17 protein-coding genes are annotated in these 18,484 nt (G+C 60.9%); 7 read left to right on the forward strand and 10 right to left on the reverse strand.

Annotated features, from left to right (window positions below; genetic code table 11):
• Positions 1-68: 68 nt before the first annotated feature.
• From H6851_07385 to H6851_07400, 4 genes are all read right to left on the reverse strand, one after another.
• A complete protein-coding gene (locus H6851_07385) occupies positions 69-3,479 on the reverse strand; it encodes an acyl-[ACP]--phospholipid O-acyltransferase (protein MCB9943428.1) in 3,411 nt (1,136 codons plus the stop codon).
• Complete coding sequence (locus H6851_07390) at positions 3,476-4,345, reverse strand: alpha/beta fold hydrolase (protein ID MCB9943429.1); 870 nt, start codon at positions 4,343-4,345, stop codon at positions 3,476-3,478. Before H6851_07390 ends, H6851_07385 begins: the two co-directional genes overlap by 4 nt.
• Positions 4,329-4,907 (reverse strand): TetR/AcrR family transcriptional regulator, encoded by a 579-nt coding sequence (locus tag H6851_07395; GenBank protein ID MCB9943430.1) that lies wholly within the window; start codon positions 4,905-4,907, stop codon positions 4,329-4,331. Before H6851_07395 ends, H6851_07390 begins: the two co-directional genes overlap by 17 nt.
• Before the next feature lie 289 nt (positions 4,908-5,196).
• Positions 5,197-6,525 (reverse strand): outer membrane protein transport protein, encoded by a 1,329-nt coding sequence (locus H6851_07400; GenBank protein MCB9943431.1) that lies wholly within the window; start codon positions 6,523-6,525, stop codon positions 5,197-5,199.
• Positions 6,526-6,673: 148 nt separating this feature from the next.
• On the opposite strand from H6851_07400, the gene H6851_07405 reads away from it, so the two are divergent.
• Positions 6,674-7,696, forward strand: coding sequence for an aldo/keto reductase (locus H6851_07405; protein MCB9943432.1), 1,023 nt, complete (start codon positions 6,674-6,676; stop codon positions 7,694-7,696).
• A 55-nt stretch (positions 7,697-7,751) separates the two neighbouring features.
• On the forward strand, positions 7,752-8,495 hold the full coding sequence (locus H6851_07410) for a tellurite resistance TerB family protein (GenBank protein MCB9943433.1): 744 nt from the start codon (positions 7,752-7,754) through the stop codon (positions 8,493-8,495).
• A 40-nt stretch (positions 8,496-8,535) separates the two neighbouring features.
• Here H6851_07410 and H6851_07415 read toward each other — a convergent pair whose 3' ends face one another.
• Entirely contained in the window at positions 8,536-9,219 is a 684-nt protein-coding gene (locus H6851_07415) for a phosphoadenylyl-sulfate reductase (GenBank protein ID MCB9943434.1), read from the reverse strand.
• Positions 9,220-9,423: 204 nt separating this feature from the next.
• On the opposite strand from H6851_07415, the gene H6851_07420 reads away from it, so the two are divergent.
• Together H6851_07420 and H6851_07425 are read left to right on the forward strand one after the other, a co-directional pair.
• The gene (locus H6851_07420; protein ID MCB9943435.1) at positions 9,424-9,633 is read left to right on the forward strand and encodes a Flp family type IVb pilin; all 210 of its coding nucleotides are present in this window, start codon (positions 9,424-9,426) and stop codon (positions 9,631-9,633) included.
• Positions 9,634-9,771: 138 nt separating this feature from the next.
• Positions 9,772-10,770, forward strand: coding sequence for a TIGR00266 family protein (locus H6851_07425; protein ID MCB9943436.1), 999 nt, complete (start codon positions 9,772-9,774; stop codon positions 10,768-10,770).
• A 57-nt stretch (positions 10,771-10,827) separates the two neighbouring features.
• Here the strand turns inward: H6851_07425 and H6851_07430 are convergent, their stop codons facing one another.
• The 4 genes from H6851_07430 to H6851_07445 all read right to left on the reverse strand — a co-directional run bounded on the left by H6851_07430 (position 10,828) and on the right by H6851_07445 (position 13,411).
• On the reverse strand, positions 10,828-11,340 hold the full coding sequence (locus tag H6851_07430) for a DUF2062 domain-containing protein (GenBank protein MCB9943437.1): 513 nt from the start codon (positions 11,338-11,340) through the stop codon (positions 10,828-10,830).
• Positions 11,341-11,517: 177 nt separating this feature from the next.
• The gene (pgsA, locus tag H6851_07435) at positions 11,518-12,093 is read right to left on the reverse strand and encodes a CDP-diacylglycerol--glycerol-3-phosphate 3-phosphatidyltransferase (protein ID MCB9943438.1); all 576 of its coding nucleotides are present in this window, start codon (positions 12,091-12,093) and stop codon (positions 11,518-11,520) included.
• Between the two features lie 3 nt (positions 12,094-12,096).
• The gene (locus H6851_07440; protein ID MCB9943439.1) at positions 12,097-12,894 is read right to left on the reverse strand and encodes an HAD-IIB family hydrolase; all 798 of its coding nucleotides are present in this window, start codon (positions 12,892-12,894) and stop codon (positions 12,097-12,099) included.
• Between the two features lie 247 nt (positions 12,895-13,141).
• Complete coding sequence (locus H6851_07445; GenBank protein ID MCB9943440.1) at positions 13,142-13,411, reverse strand: hypothetical protein; 270 nt, start codon at positions 13,409-13,411, stop codon at positions 13,142-13,144.
• Between the two features lie 189 nt (positions 13,412-13,600).
• Between H6851_07445 and H6851_07450 the strand changes: the two genes are divergently transcribed.
• The 3 genes from H6851_07450 to H6851_07460 all read left to right on the forward strand — a co-directional run bounded on the left by H6851_07450 (position 13,601) and on the right by H6851_07460 (position 17,388).
• Positions 13,601-15,238, forward strand: a complete 1,638-nt coding sequence (locus H6851_07450) for a bifunctional diguanylate cyclase/phosphodiesterase (protein ID MCB9943441.1) — start codon at positions 13,601-13,603, stop codon at positions 15,236-15,238.
• 123 nt (positions 15,239-15,361) lie between these two features.
• Positions 15,362-16,153 carry a response regulator gene (locus tag H6851_07455; protein MCB9943442.1) on the forward strand — a complete coding sequence of 264 codons (792 nt, stop codon included), beginning with the start codon at positions 15,362-15,364 and terminating at the stop codon, positions 16,151-16,153.
• A gap of 302 nt (positions 16,154-16,455) precedes the next feature.
• Entirely contained in the window at positions 16,456-17,388 is a 933-nt protein-coding gene (locus H6851_07460; protein ID MCB9943443.1) for a 3-keto-5-aminohexanoate cleavage protein, read from the forward strand.
• Between the two features lie 51 nt (positions 17,389-17,439).
• Here H6851_07460 and H6851_07465 read toward each other — a convergent pair whose 3' ends face one another.
• A complete protein-coding gene (locus tag H6851_07465) occupies positions 17,440-18,480 on the reverse strand; it encodes an alginate biosynthesis protein Alg44 (GenBank protein ID MCB9943444.1) in 1,041 nt (346 codons plus the stop codon).
• Between the last annotated feature and the right edge of the window lie 4 nt (positions 18,481-18,484).

Below are 18,484 nucleotides of genomic sequence, written 5' to 3' on the forward strand. Positions count from 1 at the left end.
ATTATCCTCCCCGACTTGCATGAGAAATTCCCGACTAGAGCCTCATCTCCTTGCTGGCAAGCCTGACTTCAGGCAACCGCCTGTCCGAGCCGCTCTTCGGCAAGCTTGCGGCAGGCTGTGAAGTCGGTCTTGCCCGAACCCAGAAGCGGGATCTTCTCAAGGGTGATGATATCGGCCGGAACGCTGAGCTCGGTGCGACCCGTCGCCCGGCCGTGCTCCTGAATGGTGCGGCGATCGGCATTCTCCTTGGTGGTCAGCAGCACCAGCCGTTCTCCCTTGCGGGCGTCGGGCAGGGCAACGACGGCGTGATGTTCGTCCGGCCAGACCTCGCCCACCATGGCTTCCACTGCCGACAGCGAGATCATCTCGCCCGCGATCTTTGCAAAACGTTTTGCCCTCCCCTTGATGGTGACGAAACCATCCCGGCTGATGTCAACAATGTCGCCGGTATCGAACCATCCATCCTCGAGCGGCTTCAATACGCCCGGATCGTCGGCCAGCAGGTAGCCCTTCATGACATTGGGGCCATGGACGACGAGCTTGCCGCCCTCGTCGATGCCGGGAACCGGTTCGAGGCGGTGGTCGATCAGGGGGAGGAGGCGGCCCACCGTACCGCTGCGATTGAACATCGGCGTATTCAGGGCCAGTACCGGCGACGTCTCCGTAAGGCCGTAGCCTTCGAGTATGCGATGGCCGAACTTTTCCATCCAGAGCCGCCGGGTCTCGTCCTTGACCGCCTCGGCTCCCGCAAAGACGTAGCGCAGGCTGCGGAAATCGTAGGGATGGGCCTTGCGGGCATAACCGGCGAGGAAGGTGTCGGTGGCGAACATGATGGTCGAATTGGTCGCGTAAACGGCTTCCGGGACGATCCGGTAGTGCAGCGGCGATGGGTACATGAAAACCGGTACGCCGTTCATCACCGGCATCAGCACTCCACCCAGAAGGCCAAAGCTGTGGAAGGTCGGCAGGATGTTGAAGACCTTGTCCTGCATGTTCACGTCGATGCGCGAGATGACCTGTGCGCAGTTCGACAGCAGGTTGCGATGCGACAGGACCACGCCCTTCGGCGTTCCTTCAGAGCCCGATGTGAAGAGAATGGTGGCGGCATCCCCGGCCAGGCCCCGGCGCTTGATGGAACGCGGACGCATGGCGCCCAGGAGGCCGGAGAGCCGATCGCCCAATCCGATCGAAAGGCGCACGTCCTCAAGCCAGAGGAAGCGGAAGTCCCTTTCGAGCGTATTCACCAGACCCTGCAGCCTGGCCTGCTCGACGAAGGCTCGGGATGAAACGATCAGCTTGACCCGGGCCGCACCGCAGCCGGCGCTGATGTTGGCCGCACCCGCCGTGAAGTTGATCATCGCCGGCACTCGTGCCGTTGCCTGCAGCGCCATAAAGGCGACGATGGCCGCAACGGCATTGGGCAGCATCACGCCCACGTGTTCACGCTCGACGGTATGCGCTTCCAGCTTGCGGCCGAGGACGAGCGAACCTGCTATCAGCTTGCGATAGGAAATACTGCTGTCCAGTACGTCTTCGGCGATAATGGTTCCCATGCCGTGCCGTTCGCCGGCTGTCAGCACCGCATCGAAGATGGTGGTGTCGAAGTTGGCCGTGCGAACCGCAAGCTCGGTCATGATGTCGTAGAGCGCATTGCCGGAAGCGGCCCGCCGTTCGCGCGGAGTCAGATCGTCGTCGAGTTCGAGCTTGCGCGGCTCCATGAAGGTGACCCTGATCTTCGGGAACCATCGACGGCGGATCTGGCTCGGGGTGAGCCGCGAGAACGGCGTCTGTTCGGAACCTTCGATGCGCACCGCGACGATACTCGCATCGGCCTTGTCGGCAATGAGCGCGGGTCCGTCATAGACCTTCATGAGTGCGCCGGTGACGGTTATGCGCCCTTCGGGGAAGATGATCAGTCGGCGACCTTCCCTTACCTTTGCGACCAGGGACTTGACTGCCATCGGATTGGCCGGATCGACGGGCATGGCCTCGACCAGCGTCAGGAATGGCTTGACCCACCAGCGTTTGGCCATGCCGCTGTAGATGGCGAAAAGCGGCTTTTCATGCAGCAGGGACAACATGAGCGGTGCGTCGAGGAAGCTCAGGTGGTTGACCACCACCACGGAGCGCGGGCCCGCCCTGTCGAGATTCTCGATGTCCTTGACCTCAAGCCGGTAGAGGAGGGTGAACAGCGTCCGTGCGGTCCCGCGCAGCAGGTCGTCGGGCAGCAGCCGGGCGATGTAGATCGCGACGGCGACGTTGGCGATGCCGGTCACGAGGAAGATCTGGGCGATGTCGAGACCGATGGCCTGCAACACCAGGGTGAGTGCCGCCGATGCGACCATGAAACCTGCATTGACGATATTGACCGCCGCGATCACGCGCGACCGCTGCTCCGGTTCGGCCCATGCCTGAATAGCCGCAAACATCGGCACGACGAAAAGACCGCCGGAAAGGGCGATGCCGACCAGATCGACCATGATCCGCCAGGCAAAGGGTTCGCTGACGAAGGCCATCAGCGTCAGTACGCCGTTGGCCGGTGGTACCGCCCGGGTGGCGAAGAACAGGTCGACCGTGAAGATGGCCATGGCGATGGCCGCGAAGGGAACGGGCGTCGTGCTTACCCGGTTGCCGGTGATACGGGCGGCCAGGATGGAACCCACACCGATGCCGATGGAGAACAGGGTCAGGAACAGGGTGACGACATGTTCGTCGGCGCCGATGAGCACCTTGGCGAAGGAAGGTACCTGCGCGAGGAAGATGGCACCGACGAACCAGAACCAGCTGACGCCGATGGCCGCCAGCTTCAGCCTCCGGTCCGCGAACAGGTAGGCCATCAGGCGACCGGTCTCGCCGATGATGTTCCAGTCGATGCGCAGGTCCGGGTCCGCCGGCTCCTGAGCGGGGATCATGCGGCTGGCGAGATAGCCGGCGATGGCTATGGCGATGATGCCGGCCGAGACCCAGGCGATGCCGCCCGGCATGGCGATGAGGAGGCCGCCCGCGATGGTGCCGATGAGGATGGCGAGGAAGGTGCCGCCCTCGATCAGGCCGTTGGCGTTCATCAGGTCGTTCTCGTCGACGAGATCGGGAATGATGCCGTACTTGATCGGACCGAACAGCGTGCTCTGGGTACCCATGAGGAACAGCAGCGCCATCAACAATGTGACATTGCCGAGCAGGAACCCGGCTACGCCGCCGATCATGATGATGATTTCGCCGACCTTGATCATCCGTGTCAGCCATGCCTTGTCGTGGCGGTCGGCAAGCTGACCCGCGGTTGCCGAGAAGAGGAAGAACGGCAGGATGAACAGTCCCGCGGCGATGGTCACCAGCTTCTCGCCTTCGGGCCCCTTCATGAGGTCGTAGAGGATCAGGATGACGAGCGCGTTCTTGAAGAAATTGTCGTTCATCGCACCCATGAACTGGGTCCAGAACAGGCCGGCGAAACGTCCGCCGCCGAGCAGGGAGGTTTTCATGGGGCTTCCCCTTCTCGATGATGCGGGGCATGTGCGCCCTGCAGGAATCGGGTGATGAGCGAAACGGTCGAGCCTGCACGGTAGATCAGCCCGTGAGGTCGTGGAACGCGGGCCTGGTGGGTCGCCGTGGCCAGATGCATCTCGTCCTCGGCCAGGACGAGGTCGTTGTCGCGGCCGAAGCCCGGATTGAAGCCGGTGCGGTAGCCCGTCAGGCCCAGTATGTTGAGGATGGGCAACCCGTCGGTCCGGGCCAGCCGCTGGCGGCCGGGCAGGCAGTCCTGCAGCGATGGCCCGAGCAGCCGGGCCGCAAGGGGGTGGCGGGCGACCCGTGCGCCGAGGCGCGAGCCGTTGTGGGGAACGGTGATGAGCACGGCGGCGCGCAGATCGAGACGGTCCTTCCATGCCCCCGGCTCGTCGATGAGCCGATGCACGATGAGTCCGCCGAGGCTGTGCCCGACAAGGGAGATGTTGCCCGTATGTGACAGGTGATCGAGGACGCTGCGCATGTCCCTGGCGTGATCGTCGAGCGACTGGCGCAGGGAGGGGTAGCTGGGCGCGATGACCTCGAAACCGGCGGCAGTCAGGGAACGGCTGATGCGTCTGTAGATCCGGCCGGTGCGCGATAGCCCGTGCAGCAGGAGAACGCGGTCGACGGCTACGCTTCCGGCAACGGCATATCTTCGCCAATCCTTGATTATCTCGTTTCGAGGACCTTTCGCGATGACGAGGCCCCGGGGATTGACCAGGCGGCAACAGCCATCGCCCACGTGATGCTGGACGCGCCAGCCTTCCTGCATGGCAATGTCGCTCCAGGCCGTATAGCCATGACGGATGGCCGGCAGCGGGATTTCAGTGCGTGCCGGCATGGCTGGCCAGCGAGCGCAGGGCGGCATCGGCAACGGCATCGGCCCGATCGCTGAGCGGTCCGTGCAGGCGTCCATAGACGGTAAATACAGCCGGTTGCAGGGCAATGCCGAAAACCAGCGACGCGGCGAATTCCGGATCGCATTCGGGAATTTCGCCATCCGTCATGGCGTCGATCAACAAGTCGCGAACGATGTCGACCGGAGATGGTTGATGTTCGCTCACATCCTTCAGATGGTCATGCTGACTCAGCAGCAGGAAGCCGAACAGGTCGGGATTGTCATCAAACAGGCGATAGGCATCGGCGATGACGGCCCGCAACCGCTTGCCGACCGGCCGGTGCGGGGCCGCGCTGGCGGCAAAGCTGCGCGCGAGGTCGCCATAATGCCGCTCGAACAGGCACCGCGCCATCTCTTCTTTGGAATTGTAGTGCCGGTAGAGTGTGCCATCGGCAATCCGTGCCGACTGGGCGATATCGCGAACCGATGTTCCGGCAACGCCATGTCGCGCGAACAATCGGATGGCGGCGTCGTCGAGGCGGGTACGGGTCGTCATGTCGCTCATGATGATGGACCGGATATGAATGAACGTTCATTCACATAACCAATTCAGTGCAAGCTTGTCCAGAAAAATTGTCCGGAGCATGACTGTCGAACATGAAGACATGGTTTACGGGCGGGCATCGATTTGGCCATGGCGGGGCGAGTGGCCGCGACCATGTCGAACTCGCGATGGCTGCATGGTCACAGCCACGGATGGATGAAGTCTCTGGTCCGGCAGTTCGACGCGAGCGTGGATATCCCCGATTTTGCACCAGTGACGATCGAGCAAATTCTCACTCGTGACAACAGGATCAGAAGCGGAAAGTCCCGCTCAGGGCAATGAGGTCGATGTCCGAATCGTACCTTGCGTCGAGATTGCCGCGTGTTCCATTGCCGGGGTCGGTTGCCTTGAGGCGGATATTGGCATCTTGCACGAAGATATGGGTATAGCCGAGGCTGACCGAAACAGAATCCGTGTAGTCATAGCTCATGCCGGTGGACAGCCAGAACCGGTCATTGTCCGGTATTCGCGGTGTACGATATTCAGTATCCAGCGCTTTCTGGTCGAAGGCGCCGCCCGCGCGCAGGGTCAGCTGATCGTTGGCCTTGTAGGTGGCACCGACCGCAAACGACCACTGATCGTCCCATTTTTCCTCGGTGACATTATCGGGAAGGTCGCTTTGGAATTCTATTCGCAGTTCGTCGAAATTCGACCATTTCGTCCAGGTGGCGCCTGCCATCAATGTCAGCTTGTCGGTTACATCCTGGGCGATTCCCATCGTCACGCTCGCCGGCGACTTGAAGTCCGCGTCGATGTTCGTGTGGGCAAAGGTGGCGCCCAGTGCCGGCTGCAGCACGGCAGGTACGTCGAAATCGACGTCGCCGCGAAGGGTATGATTGACGGATGAGCGATAGGCGATCCCGAAACGCAATCCCTCGACCGGCTCGGTGATGGCCCCGAGGTTGTAACCGTAGGCGATATCGTCGCCCTTGAGGTCGGCAAATCCGTCGAACGCACCTGCTCCCAGACCCGAGATCGTCCCGAAATCGACGGCATTGGTCAGCTTGGCCTTCATGTACTGAACCTGCAGGCCGCCGGCGACGCTCAGCCAGGGGGTCGGATTATAGGAAACCACGGGATTGATGTTGACCGACTGGAGTTCCGACATGACGCCGTGATACCGGCCCACCCAGCCCCCGTCATATTCCGTCTTGAGGCCGAAGGGTGCGGTGATGGCGATCCCGATCCGCCAGTCATCATTCAGCGGTGCAACGCCGTAGAGTGCCGGAATCATGCCTCCTTCACCGATATCGTTGGCGTCGCCCGAACCCGTGAACGGTACACCGGTTGCCGACGATGCGTTGGCCCGCTTGAGCTTGCTTGTGGGCGAGATGTAGGTGACCGAGGCCGTCGCCTCCATCCTTTCCAGCCGGCCCAGTGCCGCCGGGTTGAAGAACATGTAGCTCGCATCCGCGGCTTCGGTCGCCGCACCCGCGAATGCGTTGCCCTGCGCGGTTGCCGACTGCTCCTTGAGCGCAAACCCTGCGGCCCGGGCGTCCGGGGCACTCACGGTCGAAACGGCAATGGATAGTGTTGTTGCAACGGAAAGCCGGGTCTTCAATATCGTGTCCCTGACCATGCTCTGTCCCGGTCTGCTCCCGTGCATGGAGACCATGCCCCGGAGGTCGGGATCGTCAGGGGCGCAGTCTAGGTTCTTGCGTCAGGCATGCAAGCCATTACCATTGCCCGTTGTTGGTTCATCGGGATGAATCGGGGGAGGACAAATCATGAAGGTCAGCGAGAGACGCAAGCTCGGCAGTGCCGACCTGAAGGTACCGGTCATGGGCTTTGGCGGTGCGCCGCTGGGCAATCTCTATGCCGGATTCAGCGACGAGCAGGCGCACGAGACGGTGCGTACCGCCTATGATCTCGGCTTGAGATTCTTCGATACGGCACCGCTTTACGGGTTCGGCCTGTCGGAACATCGCATCGGCGAGACGTTGCGCTGGCTTGACCGGGACAGTTATGTGCTGTCCACCAAGGTCGGGCGATTGCTGCATGCGAAGGATCCGAAATCGCTTGATGGCGGCCTGTTCAAGGACACCCTCCCGTTCGAGGGCGTCTATGACTACTCCTATGATGGTGCGATGCGGTCGATCGAGGCCAGCCTTGCGCGCATCGGTACCCATCGCATCGATGTCCTGCTGATTCACGATGTCGACATCTGGACCCATGGCAGCGAGGAGGCGCGGCTTCAGCGGTTCCGCGAATGCATGGACGGAGGCGCCTACAAGGCCCTGGTCGAGATGCGGGAGCAGGGCGTGGTCAAGGCCATAGGTGCCGGCATCAACGAGGTCGCGGCCTGCGAGGCGTTTGCCCGGGCCGGTGATTTCGACACCTTCCTGCTCGCCGGACGGTATACCCTGCTGGAACAGGGAGCACTCGACAGCCTCCTGCCGCTCTGCGCGGAAAAGGACGTCTCGTTGATGATCGGCGGTCCATACAACACCGGCATTCTCGCCACCGGTGCGGTCGAGGGAGCCTACTACAATTATGAGCTGGCTCCTGCCGACGTCATGGAGCGGGTCGCCCGCATCGAGCGGGTCTGCAAGGCTCACGGGGTCCGACTGGCCAGCGCCGCGCTCCAGTTCCCGCTGCTGCACCCACGGGTGGCCTCGATCATTCCGGGGGGGCGCAACAGGGATGAGATCGTGCAGAACAAGGCGATCTTCGAGGCGCCGATCCCGGTCGACTTCTGGAAAGAACTGAAGCATGAGGGGCTGTTGCGCGAGGATGCGCCTGTCGGCTGAAGCTGTGGGGCGGTTCTTCGGTGGAGCGATGGCCGGCACATAGGGGGCAAATCACATGTTCGATGCCGAAAAACTGTTGCGTGGTCTGGCATCCGGCGGGTTGTCGCGGGGAACGATGGCCAAGGGGGGCGGCATGGCTTTGCTGGGTGGCCTCGCCATTGCTGCCTTCGAGCATTTCAGCCAGCAACAGTCGCGGAGGCAGCCGGACCAGGGGATGTCTCCCGGTCAGCCACCGGCGGCGCCCGGCGGCCATCGCCCTCCTCCCTTGCCTGGAGGAGGCGGGGCGCCGCCACCCTTGCCCGGATCGGTCCTGCCCGCATCCGGTTCGCCCGCCATGCCGCCACCGCTGCCCGGTCGAACGGCAGCTGCCATGCCGGCTTCTCCGGATGAACGGCACACATCGTCGGCGCAAGTATCGGCCGGGGCGGCGCAGGATCGTGCAATCCTGCTCATCAGGGCGATGATCGCCGCGGCCAAGGCTGATGGAGCCATCGACGATGAGGAGCGTGCGGCGATCCTCGGCCGGATCGATGAGCAGGAACTGGGACAGGAAGCGCATGACTTCGTCGAGGCGGAGATGAACAAGCCCCTCGACCTCTACGAAATCACCAGTGCCGTGCGCGATGAGGCGACGGCTGCCGAAGTCTACGCTGCATCCCTGCTGGCCATTACCGTCGACACGGATGACGAGCGCCGCTACCTCAACAGGCTGGCCGCACGTCTCGGCCTCGATGAGGGGACGGTTGCGGCCATCGAGGCCCGGTTGACCGAACCGGGTCAACCCCCGGCGAGTCGGTGAACGCGACCGTCCATAGTTCGTCGCTTCAACCGTTGGGTGTTCAGATGCCCGAACCATCGACATGAAGGTGGATGCCACACTCGGTCTTGTCCATTCCCGACCAGCGCCCGGCGCGCGATCCTTCGCCTTCGCTGGGGTTTGTGCACGGGGCGCAGCCAATGGAAGGGTAGCCCTGGTTCACCAGCGGGTGCAGCGGCAATTGGCGCAGCCGGCGGTAATTCCGGATATCTTCGGTCGTCCAGTGGGCCAGTGGATTTAACTTGACCTGACCTGTGGAAGGAACGGGTTCGACCGTCATCAGCCTTGTCCGTGTGCCGCCCTGGAAGCGCTTGCGGCCCGTGATCCAGCCTTCGAAGCCATCGAGTGCCTCACTCAGGGGGTCTGTCTTGCGCACATGGCAGCACAGATCGGCGTCTTCGGCGTGGAGTTGTCCATTGGGGTCGTGTCGCCCCAGGTCCCTGGCGTGCGGTTGGGCGGTCTGTACGTGCCGCAATCCCAGCAGGGCGCAAAGCTCGCGCTGATAGTCAAGCGTCTCGGGGAAATGGCGACCCGTGTCGAGAAAGACCACGGGTGTGGTCCGGTCGATGCTGGCGACCATGTCGAGCAGTACCGCACTTTCCGCACCGAAGGACGAGACCAGCGCCACCTTGCCCGGTGAGGCTTCGAGCGCACTGCGTATGAGGGCCATGCCGTCGAGTCCGGCATTCAATGTTTCCAGTCCCATCGACGTTCCCCGGTTCAGGTAAGTGCCATGCCATAAAACAACAATGCTATTTGTAATATAAAATTCAATACATTTTATATTTGTGAATAAATTTTCCCGCCTTTGTGCCCGGCAAAGGGTGAAGAAGGACGTCGGAAAGCCTTTACGATTTGTTTGTCAATTTACCATACGGTGAGTTGATTCTTTTTGATCGAAGGCTGACGAATGTCGACAAAATTCACAAGGCGAAAATTGTTCGGTCTTCGAACCGGGGACACCGAGGGGGGCACGGCGATCGAGTATGGCCTGATCGCCGCCCTGATCGCTCTGGTGCTGGTCGGCGTACTCGAGCTCATCGGCGACCGGCAGGCGCAGTCCTACCGGAAGATCAAAAAGGAGCTCCAGAAGAGTGTCCGCGACGGTCGATCTCCTTGAAAGCGGTTTGAGGCAATTCCAGCACCCATCGGTGCAACAGTTCAGGTTCTCGTCGATGGCCGGACGATGCATGTACGCTGGATTCCTCGCATGCGTCTTGCTACTCGAATGTCATCAGGCAGTTGAGGAGCGGGTGCGATGAGCCAGTGGCATTTCAGTATCGATGGCAATCAGGTGGGGCCGATGGATGATGCCGAGGCTCGGCAGTATGCCGCGGCCAATCCGCAAGCTTATTGCTGGCGTCCCGGCTTTGGCAACTGGCAACTGGTCTCGGGCACGCCCGAACTGCTGGGCATTGCTCCGGTCGCTGCCGGCGGACCTCCTCCCGGCCGGCCACGGGCCAGCGACGATATCGACTTCCAGATCCGGGGCGAGGACCTGCAATATGTCGAGGTCGAGCTCGACCCGGGCGAGAGCGCTGTCGCCGAGGCCGGTGCCATGATGTACAAGGATTCGGTGGTGGAGATGCACACCATCTTCGGCGATGGCTCCGGCCAGGATGCCGGGGCGGGGTTCATGGACAAGCTCATCGGCGCCGGCAAACGCGTGCTGACTGGCGAAAGCCTCTTCACGACGGTATTCACCCATCAGGGACATTCGGGCAAGGCGCATGTGGCCTTCGCGGCACCATTCCCCGGGACCATTCTTGCGCTCAAGCTATCAGAATACAACCATCGGCTCATATGCCAGAAAGACAGCTTTCTCGCTGCGGCGAAGGGAGTGCAGATCGGCATACATTTCCAGCGCAAGATCCTTACCGGGCTGTTCGGCGGCGAGGGCTTCATCATGCAGCGGCTCGATGGCGATGGTTGGGTATTCATTCACTTCGGTGGCAAGCTTTACCAGCGCGACCTCAAGGCGGGCGAGGAGTTGCATGTCGACACTGGCTGTCTCGCCGCGCTGACGGACACCGTTGATTTCGACATCATGCAGGCCGGTGGTATCAAGAGCATGCTGTTTGGCGGTGAAGGGCTGTTCTTCGCGCGGCTCCGTGGTCCCGGGCATGTCTGGCTGCAGAGCCTTCCGTTCTCGCGACTCGCCGGGCGCATGCTGACCGCTGCACCGCAGCGCGGCGGCAGTCAGGGCGAGGGTTCGATCCTGGGCGGACTGGGCGACCTGTTCGGCGACAGCCGCTGAGCGGAATTCACGCAACTTCTCATTGTGACCGGTATATTCCGTGGAACTGGAAAGTCCCTACTTGTTGGCAGCTGCCAGGCCGATCTTGTGTCGGCCACGACGCTGCTTGCGCTTGAGTTTGCGTGATTCCAGAAATACTTCGAATTTGCGGCCCAGATAGAGGCCGAGAGGAATGCTCGCCAGCATGAAGGGAATGGAACCCAGCAATACCGCCCACAGTATGGTCGAACCCAGTTCGGCAATCGAGCCCAGGTTGGCGAAACGATCGACACTCATGTCGACGTGACAACTGACGCTCAGGCAACCGATATTGTAGTAGAGGTAGTAGGTCGGGCCCATGGTGATCGGGTTGACGACCATGCTGCCGATGACCATCGCCGGCAAGTTCAGTCGCAAGTTGGAAATCCGGTTCCACAGGAAGCCCACCACGATGCAGATCAGCATCTGCAGGCCAACCGTCGGCGAAAAGCCGATGAACATGCCCGATGCAAGCGAAATGCCGAGAGTGCCGGGGCGATAGCCCTTGTCCCGCCAGATACGCAGGATCGGTCTGAGGATCCTGAACTTCATGGGCTCCCTAATCGCTCTTTTGTGAGGCAGCGAAATGCCCGCTTCGTCATTGATGGAGCATAGCACCGAGCCGTTAGTGATTGGTTAACCGGCATAGACCGTTGAAACCCTTTTGACCAGCGATGACCGGGATAAATGTCCTCTGACGTACGCGCGAACGGCAACCGGACATGCTGCTTACCCCTTGTTTGCAACAGTATCGCGAATGTCCACCGATCGCAGGAAACCAATCGTGTAATCGACTGCCGACCAGGCCGTCACCAGCGTTGCGATCAATAGCCCAGCATACACCAGCGAGCTGACCCATGCTTCCGGGTGCAATCCGAAGATGAAGAATGCCATGACGGTGGCAATCTGAATGACACCCTGGACTACCGCCTTGATCTTGCCGCTCATTCTCGCCGACAGGGTAATGCCATTCTGCTGTGAGAAGATCCGCAGATAGGAAACGAGAATATCACGACTGACGATGATCGCCACCATCCAGAGTGGCATCCAGCCGGCATCGAGGAAGGCCAGGAACACCATGGCCCGATAGAGGCTGTCGGCCAGCGGATCGACGATCTTGCCGAAGCTGGAGGTGGCCGAATAGCGTCGGGCTATATGCCCGTCGGCGAGATCCGATGCCTCCGAGATCAGCATCACCACGATGGTGAAGGCGAGGGCCGTCTGCGATTGCAGGGCAAGCAACATGATCACCAGCGGACCGCAGAAGATGCGGCCGAGGCTAAGAAGATTGGGCAGCATGCGCATGGCTCAGATCCGAGCTCGAAGAATTCTGTCGGCGAATTCCGCGAAACCGATACCACCGCGGCCCTCGCAGATGAAGGTCGGGCAGATACGCAGTTCGCTCAGGAAATCTTCTAGATTGCGAACTCCGATTGAGCAAGGGAAAGTCCCGAACATGGGCTCATCATTGGGCGAGTCCCCGACGAACGCGGCTATGGTGGTTGCCTCGTCAAGCGTCATCTCATGTTCGTTCGCGAGGTAGCGCTCGCACATTGAGCATTTGTCATAATCTCCGAACCACCCGTTGACGTGGATCGAGCTGATCTTGGCGGTGGCCCCTTGCCGCTCGAACAGGGCCTTGATTGCCAGGACCTGATCGCGCGGCAAGGGGCCGACGTCCTCGGCGAAATCGATGGCGAGATCGGCTTCACGATAGGCCTGATCGGAAGCGACGCCGCACCCTTTGACGGATGCAAGGATCTCGACCTTGACCTGCTCCAGTTTCTCCCGATCGAGCCGGCGTGCTTCGTCGTTGCGCCAGAAGACCCGCTTCACCTTTCGCTGGTCGCGCAGATAGGTGAAGTAGAACGCGCCGTTTTCCCCGATGACTCCGCGCACCGGCCAGAAGCGGGCGATCATGTCGCACCAGCCGGCCGGCCGGCCGGTCACGGGTACGACATCGATCCCCGCGTCCGCGAGCTTCTCCAGTGCCGTGTAGGCGATTGCCGGCAACCGGCCATCGAGCGTGATGGTATCGTCGATGTCGCAAAAGATGATCCGTATCGCCCGGGCCTGTTCTTCGGGCATGGTCGCAAGGTTGCGCATGTTCATGTCATGGACTCGATGGTTCGCAGGTCGTGCTTCATGGCTAACGACACGGATCGCACTTGTCCATCGACAGGCTGGATTGGGAGCAGATCGCGTCGTGCAGACGTGGAATGAACGGCTCCCGACCTGCAATCCTGACCTACGTAATCGTTCGTATTGATTGAGAAGAGACGCAAACATTAAATTGCATAACCAGTAAATATTTTCCTATTAAGCTATAAATTTTCCTAAATTCAACTGATTTTTAGTAATTTTCAGAAAATGTTGATTTTTCAGGTAAATTCAGGATGCAATCTTGATTGTCAGTCTTCATTGTCTTGTTGAGCAATATTCCAAGTAAAAACTTCCATTGCATCGGTCGTTGGATTTTCTGTCCTGCTGGCGTGTAACCTGCCGTTACGGCATCGAATTTTTCGCCCGCATGATCCTGCATGACGTCGGGCGAAGCCTGCGAAGCCGCTGTCAGGCGCAAAAGCGCGCCATATTGCCGGATGCATGATTTGCCATTTCTCATCCCTGGACAGTATTGCCCGTTTTCCACCTTGTGGTACGTGAAAAAATATTTGCTTCGACAACCATTACGCGATTGAATAACGAAATATTTACGTATAAGGTGACCTCAATTGGTGGTGTAGAAACCTACCCGCAGGATTGCGTCTGAGGCAGGGCCGTTTTGCGCTTATATCAAGACATGGATGGCGACGTGCGTCGAAATCAGCGCGTCGCGGAAGAGGAAAGGGGCATATCGGACGATTACCGCATCGCAATTGCGGTGCTGGTTCTGGCTGTTCTTCTTTTGCTCACCTCCGATCTCGGTTCCGAATGGTTGCAATGGGGCTCAAGGCTGTTTGCGATGAGCGCTGTCGTATTTGCGACAGTCTGTGTCGTCCTGCCCATTCGCTTCCTCGACGGGTGGCGGCAGGAGGGTGAAGCTTCGTCGCCAAAAAAATCCACGATTGTAATTCGTGCCCGTTCCGATCGTCTGACCGGCCGATCGCCCTTGGAAAGGGACGCCCTGACCGATCTTCCCGAGATGCGATCGCTGAGGCCGGCCCTCGAAGCGGCCTGCAATCGTGCCGGGACGGGCGGCAGCAAGGTTGCAATCCTCAGTTTTGACGTCGACCGTCTTACGGACATCAACGGGTGTCACGGATTTTCGGCGGGCGACGAATTGTTGCGCCAGGTCGCATGGAGACTGGCAAGCATGGCTCCCGAGGCAGTCGTGCGCACGGCCGGGGACCGGTTCGTCATGCTCGTCGGCGAAGTCGAATCGGCCGATACCATCGAGCTTGCCGCTGCCGGCACGATCAAGCAAGTCAGCGCGGCGATGGAACTCAGTGCCGATCCGCCGGTCGTCGTCCGCCCCTCGCTTAGCGGTGGTATGGCGCTCTGGCCCGATCACGGAAGGGATCTCGACGATCTGTTGCGTCGCGCTGAAATGGCCATGAATGAAGCGAAGCGATATGGCGGCGGCAAGGTCCGGATGTTCGACGAGGGCATGATCCGCAGCCTGCGCAAGCGCAGCGAGATGGAGCGTGATCTTGAGGAGGCCATACAGCAGAGTCAGCTGTTCCTGAATTTCCAGACCCAGGTGAATCTCGCCACGGGCCGCGTAAGCGGCTTCGAGGCCCTCATGCGCTGGCACCACCCCGAACGCGGGAATGTCCCCCCGGGCCTGTTCATCCCGGTCGCCGAAAAATCCGGCCTCATCCGTCCCATCGGCAAATGGCTGATCGACGAGGCCTGCCACTTCTGCAGCCTGTGGCGTCAGTATGGCGTCGACCTCACCATGGCCATCAACATTTCCGCTGCCCAGTTGCGCCAGTCCGACCTGCCGGAGGTCATATCGCGGAGCCTTGCCACCCATGGTGTTCCGCCCAGCTCGATAGAACTCGAACTGACCGAAAGCCTGTTCGTCGATCCGACCGAGATCATGATGCGGCGGAATATCGAACAACTGGCACGAATGGGGCTGAAGCTGGCGATTGACGATTTTGGTACCGGCTACTCGTCCTTGGCCTATCTCAAGCGTCTGCCGGTTGGGAAAATCAAGATCGACAAGTCGTTCGTGAGCGGTATCGGGCAAGGCTCCTTCGACGAGGCGATCGTTCGGGCCATCATTGGGCTTGCCGACACCTTCGGCAAGACGGTGGTGGCCGAGGGAGTCGAGACGGAGGAGCAGCGGGCTTTCCTTGCGCGGGCAGGGTGCGATCTTGCCCAGGGCTATCTGTTCTCGAAACCGATGCCCTTCCGTCAGGCCCTGCGGCTGGTCGACACCGACATCGGATCCGAGCCCCGGATCCGTCGTGACGAGCGGCGGGTCCAGCCGACGGTCAACTGACTGCGCCGCTTCATCAACACGTTGTTAACCCTTGGTTAAGGTCTGACCGGTACAACTGGAGGTCGGGTCACAGGTCATCCCGCTGATGCGGGGATCGACGAATCCTGAGCGGGGGTGAAGCGCATGGCATTCGACTACCTGGCGCACGACGCGCAAATGACCGCCGAAATCCGCCAGGAGGTCGTCGATGCCTGTCACGAGTTCGAGCTGTTGCTTGCGAGCATGCGGCGGGGCGATGATGTCGAGGCCGGTCTGGACCTGCTGAAACGGCAGGCCAACAATCTCCGCCTGCTATGTGTCGGCATGGACGACAGGCTGCTCGATCTGGCGGTTCAGCGCTTTTCGAACTACCTGCTGCTGCTCTCCGATCCGACCGCCTTGCGGCTCGATGATCTGGCCGTCTTCATCGACATGATGAACGCGCTTGCCACGGGCGAGGTCGACGGCCCGCAGGATGAAGCGGAATTCGTCCGCTCGCTTCCCGTCCTCCGTCCGGCCAGTCTCGACGACGTGGCCCATCTCGAACTTGAGATATTGCTGGTGGATCCCAAGAAGACCAGCGCGCGTTTCGTCGCTCGCGAACTGCAGAATTGCGGTTTCCGGGTCAATATCGCCACGCGTTCCTACGAGGCCCTCGAACTTGCCGCCCGCACGCGCCCGGACCTGCTCATCACCACTGCCGTACTGGATGAGATCGATGGGGTCGAACTGTGCTGCATGCTCAAGGCGGCAGGTATCACCCGCGGGATCACACTGGCAGTGCTCACCAGCTTCACGGCTGACGACGAGCGTCTGCAGGGATTGCCCGAAGGAGTGACTTACCTCGGAAAGGGAACATCCTTTTCGGATGATCTGGGCGATCTGTTGCAGAAGATACAGGAAGGCGCCCACGATAGGGCACCTGTCCTGACCTGAGCGCAGGTGTCCTTACTCCCGCGGCCCGGTCATTGTCGCCGAACCGATTATTGACCTCTCTACCGGTTTGATCTCTGGACGGCCGTCGAGCGGACGTCCACACTCGCGGTGCAGCGCATCCGGGATGCGGTCGTCGTCATGGCTGGCTTCTTGTCATGGGTACGCCGCCTTGGAGGGGTGGTTCTGTCCGGGTGAAACGGCCGGGATATCGTGAACATGCTGCAAAACGGGTCGATACAGCCGGTCTCCCGATATCGGCGGGGCGCGGGTGTCGGCTTGGCGATTCCGTAGGGAGGGGAACCATGGCGCGACCACGCAAAACCATCATTACCTGTGCTGTTACCGGTTCGATTCATACGCCCAGCATGTCGCCGCACCTGCCGGCGACGGCCGACGAGATCGCGGCAGCGGCCATCGGTGCGGCGGAGGCGGGAGCGGCTATCATTCATCTCCATGCCCGTGAGGACGAGGATGGACGGCCGGTCCAGACGCCTGAAGCCTTCATGCGCTTCCTGCCACGGATCAAGCAGCAGTCGAACTGCGTCATCAACATCACCACGGGCGGCGCCCCGTCGATGACTGTCGAGGAGCGCGTTTCGCCCGCTGCGGCCCTGCGTCCCGAGGTGGCATCGCTCAACATGGGTTCGATGAACTTCGGTCTCTATCCCATGCTGGAGCGATTCAAGGACCTCAAACACGAATGGGAACGCCAGCACCTCGAACGAAGTCGCAATCTCGTCTTCCGCAATACCTTCGGCGATATCGAGTACGTACTGAAGACCTGTGCCGGCAACGAGACGCGCTTCGAATTCGAATGCTACGACATCAGCCATCTGTATAATCTGGCACATTTCCTGGACCGTGGACTGGTCAGGCCGCCACTCTTCGTGCAGTCGGTATTTGGCATCCTTGGTGGCATTGGTGGCCATCCCGAGGATGTTGCCCATATGAAACGAACTGCGGACCGGTTGTTCGGCGACAGTTATCGCTGGTCGGTGCTGGGTGCCGGACGCAACCAGATGGTGATTGCGGCTCAGGCAGCGGCCATGGGCGGCAATGTCCGGGTCGGCCTCGAAGACAGCTTGTGGCTGGGGCGGGGCCGTCTTGCCGAAAGCAATGCCGCCCAGGTCACGAAAGTGCGCCAGATCATCGAAGGGTTGGGACAGGAGATCGCGACGCCCGACGAGGCGCGGGAGATTCTCGAACTCAAGGGCGGCGATCAGGTGGGGTTCTGATCGGCATTTCCGAAAGCCCGGCTCCGGACCCGGGCTTTCGGGCTGTGATCGCTACGGGAAGTCGACGCTGACGATGGAACCCAGGTCGGTGAAATCAAAGGGCTGATCGGGTCGGACCACCACGGTCGTCAGGCGGTTGGCATCTCCGCCAGTGCCGAGATCCGGCTTGAAGTTGATCGACTGGATCTGACCAAGCTGGGTACCGGGACGCCCGGGAATGGTGATTTCGGCAACATCTCCCTCCTGCATCCTCAGGGCGTCGGCAAACGCCACGCGGGCGCGCACGAGCAGAGGCGAGTCGGCGGATGCAAGAACGGCCACCTCCTCGCCCTGCGCGACAAAGCCGCCGGCAGTGGCCTTCCAGTCGAGAAGGACGCAAGCGCACGGGCTTTCGATGAAGATGCTGGAGTCTCCGCTGACTTCGAGCCTCGCGATTGCCATGCCCGGTTCGAGGAGCGGAGGCGTGTCGACGGGGCGCAGGGTGCCTGCCTGAGGCGCGCGGAGACGGGTCATGGGTGCATGGATGACCGCCGACTCCGCATGGACGGTGAGGAAGCGGTCCTGAAAGCCTGTCGCCACGACGAAAAGCAGCCCCGCACCAAGCAGCAGAAGTGCACCATAACCGAGAACCCGGCGGATCCTGCGGCCCGTCGTTTCCTCTTCGGCGAAGGGCAGGAAGCTCAGGGGTTTCTCGCGCGCGTCGGCGGTGTTCTCGCGTCCCGCAATGTGGAGGATATCGCCACCGCTGACCATCTCGCCGGAAAGATATGCGTCGACCAGATAGCGGAACAGCGAAATCTGCCCGCGGGACATCGACAGGAACTTGCAGCCGAAGCGGGTGCTGTCATCGAGGATGTAGACCATCTGGCAGTCGAGCCGCAGCGACACCTCGAAGTCCTCGAACGGGAATATCAATCGAGTCGGGAAATTCTCGCCGGGCTGTCGCGACGACATTTCGCTGAGTATGCCGAATCCACCCATCGACCAGTCGTCGACTGCAAAGCGCGAACCGTCGATCTCGACGACGATCGGGATCTTGAGGCGGACATGCTGGCGATGGACCTCGGCTTCATGGACGACTTGCGGTTGCATGGTC

It is taken from the genome of Geminicoccaceae bacterium, assembly GCA_020638465.1.
In the GTDB taxonomy this organism is placed as follows: Bacteria; Pseudomonadota; Alphaproteobacteria; order Geminicoccales; family Geminicoccaceae; genus JAGREO01.